This is a genomic window from Botrimarina colliarenosi (genome assembly GCF_007859955.1).
Classification (GTDB): Bacteria; Planctomycetota; Planctomycetia; order Pirellulales; family Lacipirellulaceae; genus Botrimarina; species Botrimarina colliarenosi.
In genome coordinates, this window is record NZ_SJPR01000002.1 from 682435 (window position 1) to 707128 (window position 24694).

The window sequence follows — 24694 nt, forward strand, 5'->3', positions numbered from 1 at the left end:
GCGGGTCGGTCGGAGGCGACGAACCCACGCGGAGCGAATTCATGAGCGGCATCGCAGTCAGCTACACCGGCGCCAACACCGGCGCTGGAGTTTATCCCGCTAAGCGCCAGGCTCCTAGTCTTCAATCGGCGGGTCTTCAATCGGCGGGTCTTCAATCGGCGGGTCGTCTCGTGGTGACGGCGCTCGGTCTGGCGATGGGACTCGGCGCCGGGTCGCTGCGGGCGGAGAACGCTGTCGAACTCCTGCCGCCGCCCGAGGGGGCCCGCCAGCTCGACCCGCAGCAACCAGTCTGGGTCGATCCGGCCAAGAGCCGGGTCTACGTCGATGGCCACGTCGTCCTCCGCGAGGGGGTCCTCGAGATGTTCGCTTGCCCGAAAGGAACGAAGGAACACGAATCGGTCGTGGCGGTCGACGCGCCGGCGTACCTGGTGCACACGGCTTTGCTGGCCGTCGGCGCCGAGGAAGGGAGTCCCGTGCGTTTCGACCCCAAGTACCAGCCCCCCACCGGCACGGTCATTGAGGTCCAGGTCCAGTGGACCAAGGACGGCAAGCAGCAAACCGCCAAGGCGCAGGACTGGGTCCGCGACGCCAACACGGGCCGGGCGATGGACCTGCCATGGGTCTTCGCCGGCAGCGGTTTCTGGACCGATCCCGACTCGGGGAAGCAGGTCTACTTGGCCGACGCGGGGGACTTTATCTGCGTCTCGAACTTCGGCGCCGCGATGCTCGACGTCCCCGCCCCCAGCTCGGCCGCCAATGGCGAGCTCTGGTTCGAGCCCTTTACCGAACGGATCCCACCGCGCGGAACGCCCGTGCGATTGATACTGACCCCGCAGCCCGACGCCAAAGCGGCCGCCGACGCGGCGCCGGCCGAGACTTCCGACGACAATCTGGAGAAGGCGATTGCGGCCCTCCATGCGGCCCGCGTTGGCGAGGGTTCGACCGCCGCGCGTCGGGCAGCCTGGGAGACGGTCGCCGCCACGCCGCCAGCTCAGTTGCCAACGGTCTTGCGAGCAATGAAGGACGCCTCGCCGCTCGCCGAGAACTGGCTCCGCACGGCGGTTGACGCCATCGCCGACCGGGCCGGGCCGACGGCTCTGCCGATGGGGGCGCTGCGAGAATTCGTCGCCGAGACCTCCAACGCCCCGCGAGCGCGCCGGGTCGCTTACGAATTGATCCGCCGCGCCGACCCCGCGCTGGCCGACTCCATGCTCGACGCGCTGCGTGACGATCCGAGCAGCGAGATCCGCTACGACGCGGTGGCCAAGACCCTCGCCCAGGCCGACGCGGCCCCCGAGGCGGACCGCGCGCCGCTCTACCGCACCGCCCTCCAGTCGGCCCGCACGCTCGACCAGATCGAGGCGGCCGAGCGGGGGCTCGAGTCGCTCGGCGAGAAGGTGAAGCTCGTCGACGAACTCGGCTTCGTCACGGATTGGAGCGTGGCCGGACCGTTTGATAACCGGGGCGGCGCCGGGTTCGACCAGCCGTATCCCCCCGAGGCGTCGCTCGACGCGGCCGCGGAGTACAGCGGCCACTCGGCCGATGGCCCCGCCGGCCCCTTTGGTTGGAAGACAGCCGAGTCGGCCGATCGACTGGGCGAAGTCGATCTCAACGACGCGCTCGGCCGTCACAAAGGCGCCGTTGGCTACCTGTGGGCGACGGTCGAATCGGACACTGAACGTGACGTTGAGATCCGTTATTCGTCGATCGTCGCAACGAAGGTCTGGGTCAACGGCGACTTGGTCGCCGAGCACGAGACCTACCACTCGGGCGCCCCGTTCGATCAGTACGTCGCTCAGGCGAAGCTCCGCCGGGGCGTGAACCAGCTGCTGGTGAAGGCGTGCCAGAACGAACAGACCGATTCGTGGGCCGAGGCCTGGCCGATCCAGCTCCGCCTCACCGGCCCGGACGCCGAGCCGCTCGAGGGCGTCACCAGTCACCCGGGCGCCAATTCGAACTAGCCGGCGTTGCTAACGCCACTGCGGTGCTCATTCTCATGGAACGATCGCTATGCAAGCCATGAAGCCCATGCTGCTGCTCCTCGCCGGCGCGAGCTGCGCTGCGTCCGAGTGGAAGTCTTTCCGCGGCGATGGGTCGTCGTACGCGCCCGACGCGGCGCCTCCTACGCAGTGGTCTGTCCAGCAGGGCGAGAACGTCGCCTGGACCGCCGACCTCCCCGGGAGGGGCGTTTCCGGGCCGATCGTCGTTGACGGCCGCGTCGTCATCACGGCGTCGGACGGCCCGCGGCGTGAACGGTTGCACGTGGTCGCCTTTGACGATGCGACGGGGCGGCGTCTCTGGTCCCGCCAGGCGTGGGCCACCGGGCGCTCGCAGTGCCACGAAACCAGCGCCGTCGCCGCCCCCACACCGGCGAGCGACGGCGAGCGCGTTTTCGCGTTCTACAGCTCTAACGACCTGCTGGCCATCGGACTCGACGGCGCGGTGCAATGGGTCCGGGGGCTGACGCTCGACCACCCGGGGGTCGGCAACGACACGGGGATGGCCTCGTCGCCGGCCGTGTCGGGCGACGCCGTGATCGTGCAGTGCGAATGCCAGAACGAATCGTTCGCCATCGCGATGGACCGCACTACCGGGGCGACACTCTGGCAAGTCGATCGGCCGCGGGAGGCGAACTGGTCCTCCCCCCTGCCCTGGACGACCGCCGACGGTGAGCCCGCCGTCTGGCTCCAAGACAGCAAGGGGGCGTCGCTCCACCACGCCAACTCGGGCAAACAACTCGCCCGCATCGACGCGGAGTGCCGAGGGTTCCAATCCCCGTCCCCCGGCTCGGACGATCGCTTGCTGCTGGCGGCGGGGGGTTTGAGCGTCTACGCCGCGCCGTTCGAGCAACCGCAGCTGGTCGCCGGCAACCTGCAGCCGGGCTCGCCCAGTCCGGTGGTGATTGGCGACCGCGTTTTGGTGATCAACCGCGGCGGCGTGCTCGCTTGCGGCGACCTCGAGTCGGGCGACCTCGTCTGGCGCCGACGGCTCGGCGGGCAATTCTGGGCAACGCCGGTCGTCGCGGGCGACATGATCTACTGCGTCAATAGTAAAGGAGACGCGACCGTGGTCGCGCTGGGCAACGGCGACCAAGTCTCGAAAGCCGACTTCGAAGAAGACATCCTCGGCTCGCCCGCGGTGTCGGAGGCCGCCGTCTACTTCCGTAGTCACGCCCATCTGTGGAAGATTGGCGCCGCCGGCCGAGTCGCCGACAGCCCGCTGCACCCAGCCGCTGCCGGCCCTTCGCAACAAGCCGCTGGCGACTCGTTACAGAAGTAATCGCGTTCCTATCGTCCCCCCGCTGCATCGATGAGCCCGTCCGACTTTATTGAGATCCAGCCCGTCGGCGGTCCCCTGGCGGCGCGCGTGCGGCCGCCCGGATCGAAGAGCCTCACTAACCGGGCGCTCGTTTGCGCCGCGCTCGCCGACGGCGAATCGACGCTGACCGGGGCGCTGGTGAGCGACGACACCCACGTGATGATCGAGGGGCTGAGCCGACTCGGGATCCCGATCGACGTTCTGGACAACGGGACAACGCTCCGTGTCGCCGGCGCCGGCGGTCAGGTGCCCGCCATTGAGGCCGAGCTGTTCATCGGCAATAGCGGCACGACGGTGCGGTTTCTCACCGCGCTGGCGACGCTCGGGCACGGCGCGTTCCGGCTCGATGGCGTCGCGCGGATGCGCGAGCGGCCGCTGCAAGACCTCGCCGACGCCCTCAACTCGTTGGGGGCGACCGTCCGCTGCGAGTCCCCCGGCGGCTGCCCCCCCGTGTCGGTGCACGCCAACGGCCTGCCGGGCGGCGAGGCGTCGGTGCGCGGCGATATCTCAAGCCAGTTCCTCAGCGCGCTGCTGATGGCGTGCCCCTGCGCCGCGTCGCCGGTGACGCTCCGTGTCGATGGCGAGCTCGTCAGCCAGCCCTACGTGCGGATGACGCTCGAGGTGATGCGGGCGTTCGGCGTCGAGGTCACTGCGCCGGCGGACCTTTCCCGATTCGAGTTGGCTCCGGCCGGCTGCTATCAGCCGCTCGACTACGCCATCGAGCCCGACGCCTCAGCGGCGAGCTATTTCTGGGCAGCTGCGGCGATCTGCGGCGGCGAAGTCACTGTCGAAGGTCTCACTCGCAATGCGCTGCAAGGCGACGTGGCGTTCGTCGATTGCCTCGAGAAGATGGGCTGCCGCGTCGAGCACCTCACCGACGGCATAAAGGTCGTTGGCCCCGCGCCGGGCGAGAAGCTCCGCGGCGCGAAGCTCGACATGAACGCCATCAGCGACACGGTGCAGACCCTCGCCGCGGTCGCCCTGTTCGCCGACGGGCCGACCGAAGTCTCGGGCGTCGCCCACAATCGCCATAAAGAGACCGACCGGATCGCCGACCTAGCGACCGAACTACGCCGCCTCGGGGCGAGCGTCGAAGAGAAGCCCGACGGGCTGGTGATCACGCCCGGCGAATTACGCCCGGCGTTGGTCGAAACCTACGACGACCATCGCATGGCGATGAGTCTCGCGCTCGTCGGTCTGCGGCAACCGGGGGTCCGCATCGCGAATCCCGGTTGCACCGCGAAGACCTATCCCAACTACTTCGAAGACCTGTCGGCGACCGTCTCGAAGAACGACTAGTGCCTTGTCAAAGCTAGAAAAGAGGGGTTGGCGCCATGAGCCGTTTTGGCGCTAGCCACGGTTCTTGGTGATTCAACCGGTCTTGGTGATTCAACCGGGGCTAGCGCCCAATCGGCTCATCCTAGAATCCAGTTTTGACAAGGCACTACGTCGCCAACCGCCACGGTGAGCCGACGGAGTCACCGCGTTTAAGAGAAAGAAAGAGACCTTCGCCCAGCTAAGTCGTCACCTGCGATGCGGCGGCCTTTTCCAGGCGGCGTTTCTCCAGCGCGCGGAGTAGTTCGTCGGCCCGGTCGAGCAACGCCAGACCCGACTCCGAGGGTAACGGCTGGCGGGTCGCCTGCTGGGCGACAAAACTCGCGTTGCAATGCTGACACGCGATCCCCTTGCCTAGGTAATCGACACGCACCTGCAGATTCCGACCGCAAGCGGGGCAAGGCTGTACGTAGAACACCGAGCTTGGCATTGTGGGCGCCTCCATGAACTCGGGAAAATCGGGACAAGCCTGAGGCCGCTAGGATACTCGACCACGGCTGGATCGTCCAACCGAAGCCCCCCCACTGGGCGGGGTAGTTCCCGCAACCCGTTGCAAAAATCCCCTGTCAGGGGGGGTTGGGTTCGCAACACGGCGGGACTAGCGGTAGGATTGAGGAAGTCGTCCCAAGGTTCCCTCAATTCTTGCGACTTCGCAGCCAGTCAGCGGAACCCGCCTCCCCTGAACCGTCTATAAGGGGGGCTGGTGGACGCGGTCCCTCTCGGCACAGGGCGGCGGGGTGCGTGCGTCCGACTTTTAGCGAGGTCATAGCGCTGGTGATGGGCAATCGGCTCTACACGGGAGCGGTATTCGTCGGCTGGCTCGCGGCGATGACTTGGCTCGTTACCGACAGGATTCTCCCCCCCTTCTTTGGCGGGGACGCCCCAGCGACACGCCGTTCGAATCAGGTCGAACCGGTCGCTTGGCGTATCGAGATGGGGAATAAGCCCTGCGGGGTCGCTGTGCTCCAGGCCGTCGCTGGAGACGGGGGCGCGAAAGAAGTCCATAGCTATCTGCAGCTGGACCGTATCGAAGCCCCGAAGGGTGCCCCGGTCTGGCTCACCCCGGCTCTGCAATCGCTGCACAGCATGACGGTGTCGATGCGGACCACCACCGTCTACGACGCGATGGACACCCTCTCCTCCTTCCACTCGCGTCTACAGCTCAACAAATCGGACTTCCCGATCGACTTGCGAGGCAGGGTCCAAGCAGGCCAGCTCCGCCTGTCGATTCGCGTCGGCGACCACACCCACCGCATCGACCACCAGTGGCCCGGAAACGGCGTCATGGGGGGCGACATCACACCGAGCGGCCGCCTGCTTCCACTCTACCAAGGGCGCCGTTGGACCCAGGAGGTCTACAGCCCCTTCGGCTCTCCCGGCGCGCCCATGGAATTGATCGTCGCGGAAGTGACCGAGCCGCTGCGTCTCACGCAGAACGGCGTGACGGTCGATGCTTGGTGCGTCGAGTACCGTTCGTCCGAGATGACGGGCAGCACCGACGAGGGCCGCTTGCGGGCGGTCTTGTATGTCGCCGCCGATGGCCGCATCCTTAAGCAAGAGGCGTACTTCCTCGGCAGCAGCATCACCTTCTTACGCGAGTCGGACGAACGATCGCACGAACTGGCGTCGCTGCTCGAACTAGAGAAATACGCCACGGTCAACGAAGCGACGCTCCGCGCCGCGTCCCCCACTGACAGCGGCCCGGCCCAGCGATGATTCAGTTCGAAGGGGTTTCTCGCAGCTACGGCGACACGCTCGCGGTGCGCCACCTCGACCTGCAGATCGAATCGGGCGAGCTCTTCGCCTTGCTGGGCCACAACGGCGCCGGGAAGACCACCACCATCAAGATGATGGTTGGTCTGCTCCGCCCCGAGGCCGGCCGGGTGCTCATTGACGGTCGCGACGTGGTCACCCAGGTCCGCGAGGCGACCAGCCGGATCGGCTACGTCCCCGACGAGCCCTACCTCTACGACAAACTCTCGGGGCGGGAATTCCTCTACTTTGTCGCCGAGATGCACGGCTTGTCCCGCAAGGACGCGACGGTCGCCATCGACCGAGAGATCGAACGCTTCGGACTCGGGCGGTTCGCCGACGAACTTTCCGAAAGCTACTCGCACGGCATGAAGCAACGGACGGTCTTCGCCGCGGCGCTGTTGCACGACCCCCCGGTGCTGGTGGTCGATGAGCCGCTCGTGGGGCTCGACCCGCACAGCATCCGACTGGTGAAGGACCTGCTCCACGAACGGGCCCAATCGGGCACGAGCATCTTCATGTCGACGCACACGCTGACCGCGGCCGAAGAAATCGCCGACCGCATCGGCGTCATGCAGCGCGGCGAGCTGATCTTCCTCGGAACGATCGACGAGCTACGGCACGAGTACCACGCCGAAGGCAAGTCGCTGGAATCGGTCTACTTGTCGATTTCCGGCGGCGCCGTTGGCGGCGCGACCGTCGACGAGGTCGCCCAGGAAGAGGCCGTCGCGCACCCGACCGCGTCCGACGAGAGCCCATGACCGAGAGCACCGCGACACCGGCGGAGGCCACGAGGGTTGTAGGCGACTCTCGCTACGAGGCCGCGTTGTTCCGCCGTCTGCGGACGACCGAAACAGCCGCGCATCTGCGGCAACTGATGGCGACCGCGCGGTTGCGGACGCTGCTGGTGATCGGGCTGAGCCTCTTCTTCTGGTGCGGCCTCTTTGCGTTGTTCTTCGTTGGGTTCAACTTCCTCAAAGAACACGTCGCCCAACCGGGTGAGCTCTACCACGCGAAGACCGTCGAGTTTGTGTTCCACCTCTTCTTCGCATCGCTGAACGTGATGCTGATCTTTTCGTCGGGCATCATCCTGTACGGCGGGTTGTTCAGCTCAGCCGAGACGCGTTATTTGCTGACGACGCCCGCGCGAGAGGAACGCGTCGTCCTGCACAAGTTCCAGGAGGCGACGCTCTTCAGCAGCTGGGGGTTCTTCCTGCTCGCCAGCCCGCTGACGCTCGCCTACGGGATCTCGGTCGACGCGCCGTGGCACTACTACGTCTTGATCGCTCCGCTGATTATTTCGTTCGTTTACATCCCGTGCGTGATCGGAGCGCTCTGCTGCTTGCTCCTCATCTACAAGCTGGCGCACGTGCGGATGACGGTGGTCGTTATCGTCGCGGGCCTCTCGATGTTCGCGGCCGGCGCGGCGATTTGGGACACGGTCGGCATCGAACGCGAAGAGATCTTCGAGCAGAAGTTCTTCTCCGACACGATCCGCAAGTTCAGCTTCACGCGTGAGGAGTGGCTCCCGAGCTCGTGGCTCAGCGACGGGCTGATCGACGCCGCCCAGCCGCGGCCCCGGCTGCCGGGGCCGCTGCGCCATACGCCGGTCATCCGGGCGCTGCTGTCGTTGGGCCTGCTGGTCTCCAACGCGCTGATGGGGCGGCTGGTGCTGACGGCAGTCGCCAAGCGGTGCTTCCGTACGGCCTTCAGCCAGCTGGAGTGCCGCCCGCGTCGGCCCCGCCGCGCGGGGGCGGTTTGGGTCGACCGGGTGGCGGCGGCGCTGCTGACCCCCTTCCCGCCGCAGGTGCGGCTGCTGCTGCTCAAGGACTGGCGACTGCTCCGTCGGGACCCCGTGCAGTGGTCGCAATTCCTCATCTTCTTCGGCCTGCTGGGGCTCTACTTCCTCAACGTAGACCAGTTCACCGTCACGGCCGGCGACATCAATCACGCCACCTGGGTGAATCTCGTCAGCTTCCTCAATCTGGCGGTGGTGGGGCTGATCCTCTCGACCTTCACGACGCGGTTCATCTACCCGATGCTGAGCCTCGAGGGACGCCGCTTTTGGGTGCTCGGGCTGATGCCTGTCAGCCGCGAGACCATCGTCTGGAGCAAGTTCGTCTTCGCCGCCTTGGGGTCTTGGATGCCGTGCGCGGTTTTGATCCTTGTGAGCGACCTGATGCTCCGCGTGCCTGCCCTGGTGGTCGGCATCCATCAGCTGACCACGGTGCTGCTATGCGTCGGTTTGGCGGCGCTCGCGGTGGGGCTCGGGGCGACGATGCCCAACTTCCGCGAGACGAGCCCCTCGAAGATCGCGGCCGGTTTTGGCGGCACGCTGAATCTGGTGCTTAGCGCGGTCTACATCATCGTGGTCGTGTCGCTCACGGCGCTGCCGTGCCACTTCAAGCTGATCGCCGGGTCGAGTTCTCTGACGACCGAGTTTCTCAACCCGGACTATCTCGACTTCTGGCTCATTGTCGGCGCCGGGCTTGCGGTCGCGGTGGGGGTGGTGGCGACGGTCGTGCCGCTCTACCGCGGCGTCAAGGCGTTCAACCGCCTCGAGTTTTGCTAGCCAGCCACCGCGTCAATGCGACGCCCCCCCGCCGTTCTGTCGCCAAGCCGGCGGCGTTAAGATGGGGCCGTCGCAAGCGGTTAGACAAACAGACGCCGTTCCCTCCCCCCTTCCCCGCCCATGAGCCAATCGAACGTTATGCGAGTCGGGGCGGTAAACTATCTCAACTCGAAACCGCTCATCCATCGGTTTGAGGAGCACGCCGATCGGCTCGCCGCCACCGAGCCGGCGCTCGCTGAGGTGCGGCTGCTGAAAGACCTCCCGAGTCGGCTCGCCGACTCGTTGGCCGAGGGCCGTCTCGATGCAGCGCTCGTGCCGGCATTCGAGGCGCTGGCGGAGCCGACGTGGCGGATCGTCTCCGACGCGTGTGTGGCGGCCGATGGCCCGGTGAGCAGCGTGAAGGTTTACTTCCGCAAGCGGCCCGCCGAGGTCCGTTCGCTCGCCCTCGACGAAGGGTCGCGTACGAGCGCGGCCCTCTGCCGGCTGTTGCTGACGCGGCGTGTTGGAGTCGCCCCCCAGCGGACCCGCTTGGCGATCGGCCGCGGGCTCGCCGACACCGACGCCGACGCCGTGCTCCTGATTGGCGACCGGGCGATGCACGAGCCGCCCGCCGCGCTGCGGAGCCAGTTCGTCGCCGAATGGGACCTGGCCGAGGAATGGCGCCGCGACACGGGGTTGCCGTTCGTCTTCGCGGTGTGGGCCGCCCGGCCGGGGATCGACGCCGCCGCGTTGGCGTCGCTGCTCGAAGCTTCACGCGACGACGGCTTGGTCGCCTTCGCCGAAATCGCCCGGCGCGAGGGTCCGCCGCTCGGGCTTACGGTCGAGCACGCCGAGCGTTACCTTCGCCAGAACCTGCGGTTCACCCTGGGGCCCCGCGAACGGCGTGGCCTCGAGTTGTTCCGCGAGCAGTGCCGCGACGCGGGGCTCCTGCCCGACGCGCCAACAACCAACTCTCCTGAGAACCCGCTTCCCGTCCGATGATTGCCGCGATTAGCGTCCAGGAAATCCTCGCCAAGACCGTGGGGGGCGAGCGCCTCACCGCCGACGAAGGCTTGCGCCTGCTGAAGGAGGCGAGCCTCGCTTCGCTCGGTCGCGCCGCGGACGAGGTGACGCGCCGGCTCCATCCCGAGCCCTACCGCACCTACAACATCGACCGGAACATCAACTACACGAACGTCTGCACCGCGGTGTGCGACTTCTGCGCGTTCTATCGCGGTCCCAAGTCGTCGGAGGGCTACGTCCTGCCGATCGACGAGATCCTCGCCAAGGTGCAAGAGACCGTTGCGCTGGGGGGCGAGCAGATCCTGCTGCAGGGCGGCCTGCACCCCGAGTACAAGCTCGAGTGGTACGAGGAGATGCTCGGCGAGATCAAGCGGGCGTTTCCGCAGGTGAACCTGCACGCGTTCAGCCCGCCCGAGATCCACCACTTCACGAAAGTCAATAAGCTGCCGCTCCGCGACGTGCTGCAGCGCTTGCAGGCGGCCGGCATGGGGAGCCTCCCCGGCGGCGGCGCCGAGATCCTTGTCGACCGGGTCCGCAAGGAGATCACCCGTGGCAAGGTGCTGACCGACGACTGGCTCGACGTGATGCGAGTCTGGCACCAACTCGGCGGCCGCAGCTCGGCGACGATGATGTTCGGCCATGTCGAAACGCTCGAAGAGCGGATCGAGCACCTCGAGCGGCTCCGTCAATTGCAAGACGAGTCGCTCGCCGGGGGCCACGCCGGCTTCACGGCGTTCATCTGCTGGACGTTCCAACGAGAGAACACCCAGCTCGAACACCTGCACCCTGCCGGCGCCCACGAGTATCTAAAGACCAACGCCGTGGCGCGGCTCTACCTCGACAACATCGCGAACATCCAATCGAGCTGGGTCACCCAGGGACTCAAGGTGGGCCAGATGGCCCTGCTGTATGGCGCGAACGACATGGGGAGCTTGATGATCGAGGAGAACGTCGTCGCCGAGGCGGGGACGGTCCACTTCCTGACGCTGGAGGATATCCGCAACGCGATCAGCGAACTCGGCTACGAGCCGCGTCAGCGGGACGTTCATTACGAGTTGGTGGATCGTGAGCACGAGATGCGGGCGGTCAAAGCCGCGGGGTCGGGGCTGCCGAAGCTCCCTGTGGTGAGCTAGGTTTCGAGAGCAGTCACACGGCGCCGCGGCGCCGGTCGATGCGTGACTGTCGCAACCGGCACGACCCGCACCACCGTCCTCTCGCCAAGCCTCCCGTCGCCTATGCCACCCGTGACGGGCCCCGCCGAAGCCGCCGATCCGGCAACGCCCCCGGCACTCGGCCGGCCGATGGTCGAGGTCATCAACCTCACCAAGGCGTATGACGATCTCGCCCGTGGCGAGGTGCTTGCCGTTGATCGGCTGTCGTTCACCGCCCACTCGGGGGAGGTCTTCGGACTGCTCGGCCCCAACGGCGCCGGCAAGACGACGGCACTGCGGATCCTCACAACGCTACTCAAGCCGACATCGGGCGCCGCTCTGGTCAACGGCTTCGACTGCGTCGAGCAGGCCGAACTGGTCCGCAACCAGATCGGCTTTATCTCCGCCAATACGGCCGTTTACGACCGGATGACGGCCTGGGAATTTGTCGAGTACTTCGGCCGGCTGCACGGCCTCGCGCCGGCGCAGCTCCGTGACCGGATGGAGTGGCTCTTCACCAAGCTGCGGATGGACGACCTCCGCGACACGCTCGGCGCGAAGATGTCGACCGGTATGAAGCAAAAGACCTCGATCGCCCGGGCGCTGGTGCACGACCCGCCGGTGATTGTCTTCGACGAAGCGACCAACGGCCTCGACGCGTTCGCGGCGCGGGCGTCGCTCGACGCGGTGGCCGAACTCCGTGACGAGGGCAAGTGCATTGTTTTCTCCACCCACATCATGAGCGAGGTCCAGCGTATCTGCGACCGCATCGCCGTGATGTACCGAGGCCGTATCATTGATACCGGCCCGATGGACGAGCTCCGCCAGCGGCACGGCGAGGACGACCTCGAAGAGCTGTTCTTCCATCTCGTATCGAACGCTGAACAGGATGCGCGCTGAGCAGGATGCGTGCGAAAGGAAGGGTGTTGATGGGGAGGTGGGGGGATAAGGGAAAAGATTTACTGAGGGGCCGAACGAGTCGGTGTACTAAACAGATTGATATTAAGTAGAGGCAATCGATTGTTGTGGGAGGGGTCTCCAGACCCCGATTACGGTCTCTTGGCCGGTGTGGCATGGTGCGCGTTATCGGCGTCGGGAGACGCCTCCCACAGAACTAGGCGCCATCTATCGAAGAGACCCTTCGTTACGAAACGCCATCACCCCATCCTCCAAATCGACTACCCATCAATCGGCAGCCAGAACCCACCCCGCGATCACCAACAAGTTCGACATCCCCCCATCCCCGCATGAATTGGCGAAACGTCTTACTGATCTGGCGGCGTGAGATCCGCGACCAGCTCCGCGATCGGCGGACGCTGTTCATGGTCGCTGTGCTGCCGGTCCTGATGTACCCACTGCTGGGGACCAGCCTGTTCCAGCTGGCGCAGTTCATGCGGCAGACGACGGGCCGCGTCGCCATCTACGGCGCCGAGGAACTGAGCGATGTCGAGGGCTTGCCTCCCCTGATCGACGGCGACCACTTCGCCCCGGAACTGTTTTACGACCCGGCGGAGCGCGACCGCTTGGTGATCGAGGAACGGGACGCCTTGCCAGAAGAACGCCTCGCGTCGGCCGAACAGGCGGTCGCCAACGGCGCCATCGACGCGGCGATCTGTTTCCCGGCGGACTTCGCCGAGGCGGTCGAGCAGGCGCGTGACGCCGAAGGGGGCGATCCCCTTTCGGCGACGCCGCCGCAGCCGGCCGTACGCTTCAACTCCAGCCGCGAGGCGTCGCAGGTCGCCGGACTGCGGGTGGCCAGCCTGCTGCGCCGCTGGAGCGACCAAGTCGTCGCCGGCAACCTCCGTGCGCGGAACGTGCCGATCGCGGCGACCCAGCCCTTCGCGCTCGATCAAGTCGACGTCGCGCCGAAAGAATCGCGCGACGCGATGCTGTGGTCGAAGCTCTTGCCGTTCATCGTGTTCCTGTGGGCGCTGACCGGCGCGTTCTACCCGGCGATCGACCTCTGCGCGGGCGAGAAGGAACGGGGCACCCTCGAAACGCTGCTGGCGAGCCCGGCCCGGCGCAGCGAGATCGTCGGCGGCAAGCTGCTGACGGTGATGACGTTCAGCGTTTTCACCGCGCTGCTGAACTTGGCGAGCCTCGCGCTGACGGCCAACGTGCTGATGGGTCAGTTGGCGGGCGTCGCGGGGATGGGTTTGGCGATCGCCCCGCCGCCCGCTTCGGCGATGGCTTGGCTCGTGGTGGCGGTGCTGCCGATGTCGGCGCTCTTTAGCGCCCTGTCCCTCGCCTGTGCGGCCTACGCCCGCAGCACGAAGGAGGGGCAGTACTACTTCATGCCCCTGTTCCTCGCCGCGACGCCGCTGATGCTGATGCCAACGGCTCCGGGGGTACAGCTCAACCTGGGCAACAGCCTAGTGCCCGTGATGGGGCTCGTGCTGTTGCTGCGGTCGCTCATTGAGGGGCAACTCGCCCAGGCGGCGCTGTATATCGGACCCGTGATCGCGGTCACGGCGATCTGCTGCTGGCTGGCGATGCGGTGGGCCGTCTCGCAGTTCAATCAAGAGTCGGTGCTGTTCCGCGAAAGCGAACGGTTCAGCCCCAAGGCGCAAGTCGCCGCGATGGTCCGCCGCCGCGGCGCGACGCCGACGGCCGGCGCCGCGATGGCGTGCGTGGCGGGCATCTTCCTGATGCAGACGCTGATGCGGTCGGTGATGCCGGCGCCAATCGCGGGGCAATCGGGCTTCGGTTACTTTGCCGGTGTCGTCGTTGTGGGGCAATTGACGACGATCCTGGCGCCCGCCCTGGCGGTTGCGTGGCTGTTGACCCGCGACTGGCGACAAACGCTCCTGCTCCGACAGGCGCCGCGGGTCGGCGATGTGCTGCTGGCCGCCGCGGCCGCCCTCTGCCTCCACCCGCTTGGCCAGCGGATGGCGATGTGGATCAAGGATCTGTATCCGCTCTCCGACGCCGTTGAGGCCCAACTGAGCGGTTTCTCGCAGCTGATTGGCGAAGCCCCCCCAATCGGAGTCGTGCTGCTTCTCCTCGCCGTGCTGCCGGCGGTTTGTGAGGAGATCGCTTTCCGCGGAGTAATTCTCGCGGGTTTGCGCAAGTCGTTAGGCGACGCCGGCGGCGTCCTGATGACCGCCGTTTTCTTCGGGGCGACGCATACGGTGCTCCAGCAATCGCTGGCGGCGGCGCCCGTTGGGGCCCTCTTGGGCGTCATTGCCCTGCGTACGGGGTCCCTCCTCCCCTGTGTGGTTTTCCACGCGGCGTACAACTCGCTGCAGCTGCTAACGGCCCTTAACGCGGAGTCAATCCGCAACGTCGCGGGCGAATGGGGGCTCGACCGGGTGCTTTTCGTCGAAATGCCGGCCGGACAGCTAGGCTACGCGACGCCAATTGCTATTCTGGGAGGTGTCGTGGCGGTCGCCCTCGTTTGGGCCCTCGGCCGCCGCGGCCGCGGTGAACCGCAGGTCGCGACACGGCTCGGAACGGCCTCCTGAGGCCATCTCTTGGGCGGAAACGCTCCCCGAGCCGTTGTCGGCGCCGGCGTAGGTGTCGAGACGGAACCTCCGACGCCTAGGATCCGTCCGTCTTAAGGAGCGCGCGTTGCGTTCGGCAAGACTCGGCCCGCTGCGACGAACCACCAGCCGGTGGGGATAGAACCACCAGCCGGTGGGGACAGGCGACACACAGCGGCGCGTTGGGTAGGCAAGCAAGGGCCCCCACGAGCCGTCGATCTTTAGGAATGCGATGACACGACAGGCTTTTCGAGCTCGACTCGTCTGCCCGGTGGCGGCCCCGCCAATCGAGGACGCTATTGTCGTCCTGGAGGGGGACCGTATCCAACGTATTGGTCGGCAGGCGCCCGCCGACATTGAAGTCGAGGACCTTGGCGACGTCGCCTTGATGCCTGGCTTCGTCAACGCCCACTGCCACCTCGAGTTTAGCGGCCAACGCCGCCCCATCGGTCGGACCGGGATCGCCCTCCCCGACTGGATCCGCCAGGTCATCGAGAAGCGGCCCAACGCCAAGAAGATCGGCAAGGCGATCGCCGACGGCATGGACGAGAGCCTCCGGTACGGCGTCACCACGATCGCCGAGATCTGCCGCACCGAGACCGAGGCCTACCGCACGACGGGCTACAGCCCGCGGCTGGTGCTCCTGCAGGAGTCGATTGGCTTCTCGCAGGCCCGCGCCCAGTCGGCGCTCAACGCCGCCGAGAACCGGCTCGAGGAGCTCTCTACCCTCACGCGTCCGAGCGACGCCGCCGGCAACGGCCACGCCGCCGCGCTGAACGGCCATGGCGCCAACGGGCACGCCAACGGCTACGCGGCCAATGGGCACGCGTCGAACGGGCACGCCAACGGCGTCGCCACCATCAATGGTTACGCCACGAAGCCGAACCCTCGGATCCGCATCGGCGTCAGCCCTCACGCCCCTTACACGGCCTCGCCGCAGCTGATTCGCGAGTTGGTGTCGGTCGCCGCGACGCGGCAGATGCCTGTCGCGATGCACCTCGCCGAGTCGCCGGAAGAACTCCAGCTACTCGCCGAAGGCCGCGGGCCGTTCCAGAAGATCCTCGAAGAGCGCGGCATGTGGGACCCCTGGGTCATCGGCCGCGGGTCGGCGCCGTTGGATTACTTGCGGATGCTCACGCGGGCGCCCAAGTCGCTGGTGGTGCACGGCAACTACCTCGACTACTCGGAGCTGGCGATGATGGCCCGGCAGGCCGGCGCGATGTCGCTGTGCTACTGCCCTCGGTCGCACGCCCACTTCAAGCACAGCCCCTACCCGCTGACGCAGGCCCTCGAGCTGGGCGTCCCCGTCTGCTTAGGGACCGACAGCCGGGCCTCGAGCCCCGACCTGTCGCTGTTGAGCGAGATGCGCGAGGTGGCGGCCCGGCACCCGGGCGTCCCCGCCGAGACGATCCTGCGGATGGGCACCCTGGCCGGCGCCGAGGCGCTCGGCCTCGAGGATGTCGGCGCGATCCGTCCCGGGGCGATGGCCGACCTCGTCTGTGTCCCGCTGCCCAAAAAGGCGAAGGGACGGCCCGACGAGTTGCTCGCCGCGATGCTCAACTCCGACGAGGACGTCGAGTACGTCTGGCTCGGCGGCGAGGCGCTCGAGGTGGTCGCCGCTTAGAGCGTGCTTCCAGGCGCGCTGCCGCTCGCCCTCCGCGACTTGTTTCGAGGCGCCCATGCTGCCGGAAAAGCCGACCTATCGACTCGGACTGCCGCTGTTGGTGTTCGCCATGTTGGCGACGGTGACTCACGCAGCCCCGCCCGAGGGGTACAAGCTCTCCTGGGCCGACGAGTTCAACGCCGACGGCGCCCCCGATCCGGCGAAGTGGCGTTTCGAGCACGGATTCTCACGAAACGAAGAGGCGCAGTGGTACCAGCCCGAGAACGCGGTGTGCCGCGACGGGCTCCTTGTCATCGCGGCGCGGCGTGAGCGGGTGGCGAACCCCCGTTATGAGTCGGGAAGCCGCGACTGGAAGAAGTCCCGCCCGTTCGCCGAGTACACGTCGAGTTGCCTCAAGTCGAACGGTCTCTACTCGTGGCTCCGCGGCGTGATGGAAGTGCGGGCGCGGATCGACGCCCGACCCGGCCTCTGGCCGGCCATCTGGACTCTCGGCGACCACGGCCCCTGGCCGGCGTGCGGAGAAGTCGACCTGATGGAGTTCTACCAAGGCGATCTCCTGGCGAACGCCTGTTGGTTAGCTCCATCCAAGGCGATCGACCGCCGCGGGCTCCATCGGCAAGGGCGCGTCATGTGGGACGCCGTCCGTCGCCCGCTTGCCGACTTCGGCGACGCGACGTGGCCCTCCGAGTTCCATGTCTGGCGGATGGACTGGACCGCCGAGAGGATCCGCCTCTCCGTCGACGAGACGCTCGTCAATGAGATCGACCTGTCGAAGACCGACAAGCCGGCCGAGGGCCCCGACCCGTTCGGCCAGCCGCACTACGTCTTGCTGAACCTCGCGATCGGCGGCACGCAGGGGGGCGATCCTAGCGAAACGGAGTTCCCTGCGTCGTTCGAAGTTGACTACGTGCGGGTCTATCAGCCTGCCGCGGAGCGTGAATCGCCCGCAGAGTAGGCGGCTCGCTCCGCTAGGCGATGGCGTCGCTGACGAGGCGCCGTTCCGACCGGACGTAGAGGTAGGTGAACGCGGTCGAGCCCGCGCACAAGAGGTGCCAGACGGCGTGCCCCTGCCAGATCGAGTCGGGATCGCACCATGGGCCCTTGCTGGTGCTCGTTAAGAAGCAGGCATAGGCGGCCAGGAAGACCACAACGGCCCAGACGAGGTAGCGGGTGTCGAGTTGCTGGCGATATCGGTTCCGCCAGCGGCCGGCCACTTCAATGACGACCGCCGCCGCGACAATGGCGCCGAACAGTGTGCTCCCTTGGATGAGATACGGCTCACCGAAAGCCAGTCGCGTCCCGATGGCCAGGGCCTGCGTCCCCCATAGGCTGAAAAACTCGCGATCCCCGAGCCGCAGCAGCCGGACCGTTGCGAACGCGATCATCCAGGCGCCCCAGAGGTGCATCGAGAACAAGTCCAACTCGGCGCCCCAGTTGGTCGTCGAGGCGTGCAGCGCCGTGCTGCCGATCCCGATCAGGATGGAACAGACCGCCATGGTCGCCGGGTAGGCGACGGTGGTGACGAGCTTGTTCGACCAGGTCGTGGCCTTGCGGGCGGCGACGTCGCGCGACGCCTGCCAGCCGACGCCGAGGCCTACCAAGAGAAACCCGACGTTCGACCACGTGTTGGCGGGCTGGGCGATCGGCCCGGGGTGCGTCGCCTCGCAGAACCGGTCGGTGCTGTCCTGGGTCTCGCCCGGCCACCCCGCGGCGCCGAGCGCCATCAGCGTCGCGACGCAGATTACCGCCGCGGCGAGCGGGATCAGGAAACAGTAGCGGGCGTTTGGCGTCACGGCGTCGGAGTTGGCGGTCGGCGGTTCGTAGGCGTCAAGTCGTACCACATCGGGCGGGTCCTGGCTGCGGTCGGCCGGTGGGGGTGGCAAACCGCCGCCGCTGACTTTTTCGTATTTGTGACGTCACGTTGCGGCTGCGCATCGTTGACCGGTCGCCTGCGCATTCCTTACACTGCGGCGACCTTAAAGCGTTTCGCCGCCGTCCTTTAACGCCCGTTCCGCCACCGATGCCAACCGCCACCGCTGCTGACGCCACGCAAGCCGCCATCACCGCGATCCGGACGCTGAGCATGGACGCCGTACAGGCTGCCAACTCGGGGCACCCCGGTACGCCGATGGCGCTGGCGCCGATCGCCTACAAGCTGTGGGCGGACGTGATGGATTACGACCCGGCCGCTCCCGATTGGGCCAACCGCGACCGCTACGTCCTGTCGTGTGGCCACGCGTCGATGCTGATCTACTCGGTCATCCATTTGGCCGGCGTGAAGAATCCGGACGGCACTCCGTCGCTCACGCTCGAGGACCTGAAGCTGTTCCGCCAACTCGACAGCAAGACGCCAGGCCACCCCGAGGTGCACCACACCGCCGGCGTCGAGACGACGACCGGCCCCCTCGGCCAAGGCTGTGGCAACTCGGTCGGCATGGCGATCGCCAGCAACTGGCTCGGGGCCCGCTACAACAAGCCCGGCAAGACGCTGTTCGACTTCAACGTCTACAACCAGTGCAGCGACGGCGACCTGATGGAGGGCGTCGCCAACGAGGCCGCTTCGATCGCCGGCCACCTCAGGCTCTCGAACCTCTGCTGGCTGTACGACGACAACAACATCACGATCGAGGGCGAGACCGACCTCTCGTTCAGCGAGGACGTCGGCAAGCGGTTCGAGGGACTCGGCTGGGCCATCCAACGCGTCGACGACGCCAACGACCTGGCCGCCCTCGGCCGGGCGATCGACGCCTTCCAGGCCGAGCAAGAGCGGCCGACGATGATCATCGTCAAGAGCGTCATCGGCTACGGCTCGCCCAACAAGGCGAACACCCACAACGCCCACGGCGCCCCCCTCGGCGACGACGAGATCAAGCTCACCAAAGAAGCGTACGGCGTCCCGCCGGAGAAGAAGTTCTACGTCCCCGACGGCGTCCGGCAGCACTTCGACGAGACCCTCGGCGTCCGCGGCGCCGACGCCCACTCCAAGTGGAAGGCGACCTTCGCCGCCTACAAGAAAGAGTTCCCCGAACTAGCGGCCGAGGTCGAGAAGATCCTAGCCGGCGAAGCGCCCGACGGGTGGGAGGACTCGGTCCCCACGTTCCCGGCCGACGCCAAGGGGATGGCCACCCGCGCCTCGGGCGGCAAGTCGCTCAACGCGATCGCGCCGCACTACCCGTGGCTGCTCGGTGGCTCGGCCGACTTGGCGCCGTCGACCAACACGCTGCTCGCCGGAGAGAAGAGCTTCCAAGCGGACGAGCACTCCGGCCGCAACTTCCACTGGGGCATCCGCGAACACGGCATGGCGGCCGCCGCCAACGGCATGGCCCTCTGCGGCTTGCGGCCCTTCATCGCGACCTTCTTTGTGTTCAGCGACTACTGCCGGCCGTCGATCCGGCTGGCGTCGATCATGAACCAGCCGGTGATCTACGTCTTCACGCACGACTCGATCGGCGTCGGCGAAGACGGCCCGACGCACCAGCCGGTCGAGCAGCTCGCCGCCGCGCGGGCGATCCCGGGCGTCGTCGTCCTGCGTCCCGGTGACGCCAACGAAACGGCTCAGGCGTGGAAGGCGGCCGTCGCCGAGCAGCACCGCCCGACCCTGCTCGTCCTCACCCGCCAGAACCTGCCGACGCTCGACCGCACGAAGTTCGCTTCGGCCGAGGGGGTCGCCAAGGGGGGTTACATCCTCGCCGACGCCCCCAGCGGCAAGCCAACGGTCGTCGTCATGGCTTCGGGTAGCGAGTTGCAACTCGCCGTCGCCGCCCACGAGAAGCTGGTCGCCGCGGGGATCGAAGCCCGCGTCGTGAGCATGCCGTCGCTCGAGCTCTTCGAGGACCAAGACGCCGCCTACAAGGAGTCGGTCTTGCCGAAGGGCGTAACCGCCCGCGTCGCGGTCGAGGCGGCGATCCGCCAACCTTGGGACCGTTATCTCGGCCTGTCGGGTGAGTTCGTCGGCCTCCACACGTTCGGCGCCTCCGGCCCGCAAGAAGAGGTCTACGCCCAGCGCGGCGTGACCGTCGACGGCGTCGTCGCCGCTGCGAAGCGAGTCCTCGCATGATCCGCCGCTCGGTCGCGTTGCTGCTCGCCGTCGTTTCGGGCGGCGCCGCGGCGGAGGCGGACGGATGGCGGGACAGCCTGCCGGCCGACTGGGCCGTTGCGGTCGAGGTCCGCGACCTAGCGGCGCTCGAGCGTAACGCCGAGCGGCTCCTTGCGCCTTGGGGACGCCACGCCCCCGCGGTCACCAAGACGCTCGAGCGACTCTGCCCGGGCGTCGAATTGGCGCCGCGGCCGTGGGGCGCCGCCTTGGTCGTCGATAAACGCGGCGTGCTGAGCCCTGTCGTCTACGTGCCCACGGAGGACTACGCGACGTTGTGCGACACGCTCAACGCCGACCGCGCCGATGATCTGGCCGTGGCGAACGTCGCCGGGTTCGACCTCGCGCTGGCCGACCGCGGGGACTGGGTGCAGATCAGCCTCCTCGACGCCGCGCCCAGAGTGAGCGACGCGCCCAACGCCGACCCACCACGCTCGTTAGAAGAAGACGCCGCCGCCATTACCCTCGTCGTCTCGCCCCTCGGCCTCGAGCGGATCGCCGACACGCTGACCGAGCGGCGCCGGGGCCAACTCGACGCGGGACGGGGCTTGATCGGTCCTTGGCGATGGCCGGCGGGGTTCGACGGCTTCGTCGATCGCGCCGCGCCGTACGGGCCGCTCGCCGCGGAGCTCGCCGCTTGGGGGCGCCCGCTGACGGTCCGACTCGACGCCGACGGCGAATCGCTACGCCTTGTCGCGCAGATCGACGAACCCCTGCCGTCGCCAGAGGGCGAAGCCGCCGGCTATGCAACCTCGGACAACTCCGTTGCCCACGTCGCCTTCAGCCGTCCCCTGCCGCCGAAGCTGATTGACCTGGCGATCGCCTGGATGCAGTGTCGGCCCGACGAGATCGACGCCCCCGAGTACCCACAGCCGCAGTGGGACGACCTGGCCGAGGCGTACCGCGCGCTGCTGTCCGGCTATCGGTCGGGAGCGACGGTGCTGACGCTCCCCGCCGCAGGCGAGCCGGTCGCGACCAACCAAGCCGCCGCGTTCGCTTGGGACGGCGACGCGACCCAATTCGGCGACGCGGTCCGCCTCGTCGTGACGCGCTGGAACCAGCTCATCGACGCCGCCGACGCCCGGACGCCGCTGCGGATCGCGATGGCGCCGCTCGACGGCGCCGAGGGTTGGCGGCTCTCAACCAACCTGTTCGAGGGTTTCAACCTCGAGCGGAGCCCCGAGGTCGCAACGATCTTCGACCAGTACTACGGCGGGGAGGAGCTGGCGATCGACCTCACGCGCCGTGGCGCCGACGGCTGGCTGGTCAGCTTCGGCCCGCCGCCGGCCGATTTGTTGGAGCCGGGGCCGCCCCGGGGCGAAGAGGGAGCGTCGAACCAATCGGCGCCGCTGATCACCGGCGAGCTGCGGCTCGACCGCTGGTTCGCCTGGAAACGACTCGTCGAAGACGTCGATATGGCCGGCGTCGTTGGTCGGCGGCGCCGCAAGCCAATGGCCGAGGCGCCCGCCGCGACGCTACGCGTCGACGCTGGCGATCGCCTGCGCATCGAGGCGACACTGCCGATGGCGGCCTACGAGCGGGCAACCACACACTGGCGTTCCGACACGAAAGCCGACAGCCCTTAGAACACCTGTAGTTGCGTCGGCCTCGTGCGGTTCGGCGGGCCGTTCTTCGATCGGGCATCGCAGCTGTCGTCACTTGGCCATCGATTGAATCGGCAAAGTTCGAAGCCGAGCTGCCGATGCTGGCGCGCCTCCGATTTTGACGGTCGATTCGTCGTATCTGTCAATGGTCTGCGCCCGCCCCAATCGCGTGTCGACGCAGGCCTTCACCACGGGAGTTCATCGCCTTGTACGACTGCCGCGTCAACGGATCTGGGCGCTCTTGATTTCGTCGAGAGCGAGATACGCGGTGGCAATGCTCCCCCCCGATAGCTTCCTTCTCCACGATTCCGCGGAGGGGTTCCCCGATCGCAGGGCGCGCCAGTAAAGCCCTAGCGAGACGCCGAAACCGATGATCCCGATGATCAGCGAGGGATAGAGCGAGTTTGGGTGCAGCACGACGTCAAAACCTAGGGCGACAGCCACCGGGATCCACATCAGCCACCAGATGAACCCGATGATGACGCCGGCGCGTAGGTAGCCAGAGCGAAGGCTGTCGAGCTTGTCGCTGATGTCGACGACGGATTTCGAGTAGTCGATTCGGCGGATTCTTGTACAGACAAGCAACGCTTGTGAGATCACGATGACGCCATAGACGTGCAAAATGACGCCGCTCACGACGCGGTGCGCGACTTGCGTGTTTCGCGCCCAGCACTGTACCCCGACTGCGATCAGCGCAACGCCAAACAGCACCTGCAGCACTTGCCACCAGAAGAGTGGTTGCAGCGATCGTTCGACACGCTCCATCAGCTGACGACGGGTCAGCAGCATCCGGCCGGCAAGCTCCTGCTGCGCCAGGCCCGCGGTTGAGGCTTCTTGGCCGCCCGGGGGCGGCGTCTCGTAGGCGATGGTGCGCTCCAGCGCCGGATCGATGGTCGACGTAATCGATTGCACGTCCGTCTTAACCTGGCTGGCGTGCTGATAGCGGCGCTGTGGCTCTTTCTCTAGCGTGCGTAGCACGACTTCATCGAGCCGCACGTCGATTTTGACTTTCTTCGAAGGCGCCGAGAAACGACCGATAGGGAGTTCCCCGGTCAGCATTTCGTAGAAGACGACGCCAAGCGAATAGATATCCGCGCGGTGATCGACGCCGTGCGATCCCTCCAGCTGTTCGGGCGCCATGTACCGCGGCGTCCCCATGATCTGATGGGTTCCCGTCAGCGTGTCATCCTGACTCTCGCTTCCCAGTATCCGCGATAGGCCGAAGTCGGCGATCTTCACGGTTCCGTCAACAGCGATCAAAATGTTCTCGGGCTTGATGTCGCGGTGGACGACACCCTTGTCGTGGGCGTACTGCAGCGCGTCGCAGAGGTGCGGCACGATCGCTAGCGCGTGCTCAGGCGCGAGTTGTCCGGCCCGTACCACATCGCGGAGCGTTGAGCCATCAACGAACTCCATGAGAAAATAATAGTTGTCGTCGACGTTCCCGAACTCAAAGACGGAGACGATGTTGGGGTGACTCATTCTCGCCAACGTCCGCGCCTCCCGCGTGAAACGCAGCGCGAACTTGACGTCGTGATCAAACTCTAGGGGGAGAATCTTCAGCGCGACGAGGCGGTCGAGACCCGGTTGTCGCGCCTTGTACACGGCCCCCATGCCGCCGACGCCGATCAGCTCGATGATCTGCAGCGAGGGGAACAGCTCTGCCAACCGACCGACGGTCGGCGGTTCGAAACCGCCTGCCCGTCCCGGAGCTTCGGCGAGCCCGTCGTTGATGGCTTCGGAACAATCCGGGAAGCGATCGAGATACCCTTGCTTTGACGGCGATTCCCCGCGACGTCGCCGGTAGTCGAAGTCCAGAACGATAAGTTCCGCCAGCAGCACGTCGCGCTCGAGGGGGGAGATCTCTCCGGGGAGAACCGATTCGATCGTCGGTGGCTCGTTCGACTGCCACTTCCGCTCGAACTCGGCGCAGAGGTCATCAATGCGTTCCAGTGCCGCGATCGGCAGTCTCTTTTGGCGGATGCTCATCGATTTCAATCAATTCCTGCTGGTATTTCTCGCGGATTAGGTGCAGACGACGCTCGATCGTCCGTTCGGAGCAGCCGAAACGCCGGGCGATTTCGGCGTTCGTATGCCCCTCTAACTTGGCGCCCGCTATTTCCGCGAGCTTGCCGACACCCAAATGAGAAAAAAGCTGCTGCAGAGATTCTTGCATCATCAGCACCATTTCCGGCGAGGGCTCGTCGCCGATGGCCTCGATAACCTGCTCGTCGTCACCGGCGTCGCCGAAGGAGTGGATTTTGACTTGCCCGCCACGGCGCTGCCGCTGGTCGCGCCTCCGCTTGTCGATGACCTTCCTCGCCGCCATCCGCATCAACAGCCGCCACAGATCGTCCCGGTCCGACAAGTCCGGGAAACGGCCTTTCTCGGCGGCGTCGTAGAAGCTGTCGAAGACACTCAGCACGATGTCTTCTTCGTCCGAAACGCCCGCGTTCTGCCCGCGCATCCGGGCGCGCACCGCCCGCACGAGGCGGGCAAAATAATGCTGCCAGAGGCGATTCGCGGCGGCCGAATCACCAGCCTTCACCCGATCAATCCAGTGGCTGACATTCGTGCTGTCGGGCATACGGGGGCGACCGAGGCAAAAAAACCGACAGGGAATCGGAAACGCGCGCTGTCAAAGATACCACATGTCACATCGACATCCTGAAGCCTGAACGCATCGCCGGCGATGCCGATTGCGGCCTATGAGCAAGCGACCGCGTACTGGCCGTCCGAAACGGAGACTGACGGCCCCTAA

The 24694-nt window shown here is 66.7% G+C and carries 18 protein-coding genes; 14 read left to right on the forward strand and 4 right to left on the reverse strand.

Translation table 11 applies throughout. The features are described 5' to 3' along the window. The first annotated feature begins 41 nt into the window (after positions 1-41). Genes Pla108_RS10710 through aroA form a run of 3 tightly spaced genes read left to right on the forward strand, consistent with a single transcriptional unit; the run spans position 42 to position 4617 of the window. Positions 42-1961, forward strand: a complete 1920-nt coding sequence (locus Pla108_RS10710) for a YdjY domain-containing protein (protein ID WP_146444923.1) — start codon at positions 42-44, stop codon at positions 1959-1961. 49 nt (positions 1962-2010) lie between these two features. Beyond that, complete coding sequence (locus Pla108_RS10715; RefSeq protein WP_146444924.1) at positions 2011-3279, forward strand: outer membrane protein assembly factor BamB family protein; 1269 nt, start codon at positions 2011-2013, stop codon at positions 3277-3279. A gap of 30 nt (positions 3280-3309) precedes the next feature. Next, a complete protein-coding gene (aroA, locus tag Pla108_RS10720; protein ID WP_146444925.1) occupies positions 3310-4617 on the forward strand; it encodes a 3-phosphoshikimate 1-carboxyvinyltransferase in 1308 nt (435 codons plus the stop codon). Between the two features lie 217 nt (positions 4618-4834). On the opposite strand, the gene Pla108_RS10725 is transcribed toward aroA, so the two are convergent. Further along, positions 4835-5083 carry a response regulator gene (locus tag Pla108_RS10725; RefSeq protein ID WP_146444926.1) on the reverse strand — a complete coding sequence of 83 codons (249 nt, stop codon included), beginning with the start codon at positions 5081-5083 and terminating at the stop codon, positions 4835-4837. A gap of 311 nt (positions 5084-5394) precedes the next feature. Between Pla108_RS10725 and Pla108_RS10730 the strand changes: the two genes are divergently transcribed. The 9 genes from Pla108_RS10730 to Pla108_RS10770 all read left to right on the forward strand — a co-directional run bounded on the left by Pla108_RS10730 (position 5395) and on the right by Pla108_RS10770 (position 17191). After that, entirely contained in the window at positions 5395-6369 is a 975-nt protein-coding gene (locus Pla108_RS10730) for a hypothetical protein (RefSeq protein WP_146444927.1), read from the forward strand. Further along, positions 6366-7166, forward strand: coding sequence for an ABC transporter ATP-binding protein (locus tag Pla108_RS10735; RefSeq protein WP_146444928.1), 801 nt, complete (start codon positions 6366-6368; stop codon positions 7164-7166). Before Pla108_RS10730 ends, Pla108_RS10735 begins: the two co-directional genes overlap by 4 nt. Then, on the forward strand, positions 7163-8977 hold the full coding sequence (locus Pla108_RS10740; RefSeq protein ID WP_146444929.1) for a putative ABC transporter permease subunit: 1815 nt from the start codon (positions 7163-7165) through the stop codon (positions 8975-8977). The genes Pla108_RS10735 and Pla108_RS10740 overlap by 4 nt, the downstream gene beginning before the upstream one ends. Before the next feature lie 120 nt (positions 8978-9097). Continuing rightward, positions 9098-9958 carry a menaquinone biosynthetic enzyme MqnA/MqnD family protein gene (locus tag Pla108_RS10745; RefSeq protein ID WP_146444930.1) on the forward strand — a complete coding sequence of 287 codons (861 nt, stop codon included), beginning with the start codon at positions 9098-9100 and terminating at the stop codon, positions 9956-9958. Continuing rightward, the gene (gene mqnC / locus Pla108_RS10750) at positions 9955-11112 is read left to right on the forward strand and encodes a cyclic dehypoxanthinyl futalosine synthase (protein ID WP_146444931.1); all 1158 of its coding nucleotides are present in this window, start codon (positions 9955-9957) and stop codon (positions 11110-11112) included. The genes Pla108_RS10745 and mqnC overlap by 4 nt, the downstream gene beginning before the upstream one ends. A 168-nt stretch (positions 11113-11280) precedes the next feature. Continuing rightward, on the forward strand, positions 11281-12030 hold the full coding sequence (locus Pla108_RS10755) for an ATP-binding cassette domain-containing protein (protein WP_146445107.1): 750 nt from the start codon (positions 11281-11283) through the stop codon (positions 12028-12030). 347 nt (positions 12031-12377) lie between these two features. After that, entirely contained in the window at positions 12378-14594 is a 2217-nt protein-coding gene (locus Pla108_RS10760; RefSeq protein ID WP_146444932.1) for an ABC transporter permease subunit/CPBP intramembrane protease, read from the forward strand. Between the two features lie 250 nt (positions 14595-14844). Further along, the gene (locus Pla108_RS10765; RefSeq protein ID WP_146444933.1) at positions 14845-16236 is read left to right on the forward strand and encodes an amidohydrolase family protein; all 1392 of its coding nucleotides are present in this window, start codon (positions 14845-14847) and stop codon (positions 16234-16236) included. Positions 16237-16291: 55 nt separating this feature from the next. Continuing rightward, positions 16292-17191 carry a glycoside hydrolase family 16 protein gene (locus Pla108_RS10770; protein WP_146444934.1) on the forward strand — a complete coding sequence of 300 codons (900 nt, stop codon included), beginning with the start codon at positions 16292-16294 and terminating at the stop codon, positions 17189-17191. A gap of 13 nt (positions 17192-17204) precedes the next feature. Here the strand turns inward: Pla108_RS10770 and Pla108_RS10775 are convergent, their stop codons facing one another. After that, complete coding sequence (locus Pla108_RS10775; protein WP_146444935.1) at positions 17205-18077, reverse strand: ceramidase domain-containing protein; 873 nt, start codon at positions 18075-18077, stop codon at positions 17205-17207. Positions 18078-18256: 179 nt separating this feature from the next. Between Pla108_RS10775 and tkt the strand changes: the two genes are divergently transcribed. Together tkt and Pla108_RS10785 are read left to right on the forward strand one after the other, a co-directional pair. After that, on the forward strand, positions 18257-20293 hold the full coding sequence (gene tkt / locus Pla108_RS10780) for a transketolase (protein WP_146444936.1): 2037 nt from the start codon (positions 18257-18259) through the stop codon (positions 20291-20293). Then, on the forward strand, positions 20290-21915 hold the full coding sequence (locus Pla108_RS10785; protein WP_146444937.1) for a hypothetical protein: 1626 nt from the start codon (positions 20290-20292) through the stop codon (positions 21913-21915). The genes tkt and Pla108_RS10785 overlap by 4 nt, the downstream gene beginning before the upstream one ends. 240 nt (positions 21916-22155) lie before the next feature. Here Pla108_RS10785 and Pla108_RS10790 read toward each other — a convergent pair whose 3' ends face one another. Next, positions 22156-23922, reverse strand: a complete 1767-nt coding sequence (locus Pla108_RS10790; RefSeq protein WP_231934418.1) for a serine/threonine-protein kinase — start codon at positions 23920-23922, stop codon at positions 22156-22158. Continuing rightward, on the reverse strand, positions 23873-24520 hold the full coding sequence (locus Pla108_RS10795; RefSeq protein WP_146444938.1) for an ECF-type sigma factor: 648 nt from the start codon (positions 24518-24520) through the stop codon (positions 23873-23875). Before Pla108_RS10795 ends, Pla108_RS10790 begins: the two co-directional genes overlap by 50 nt. Positions 24521-24694: the final 174 nt, after the last annotated feature.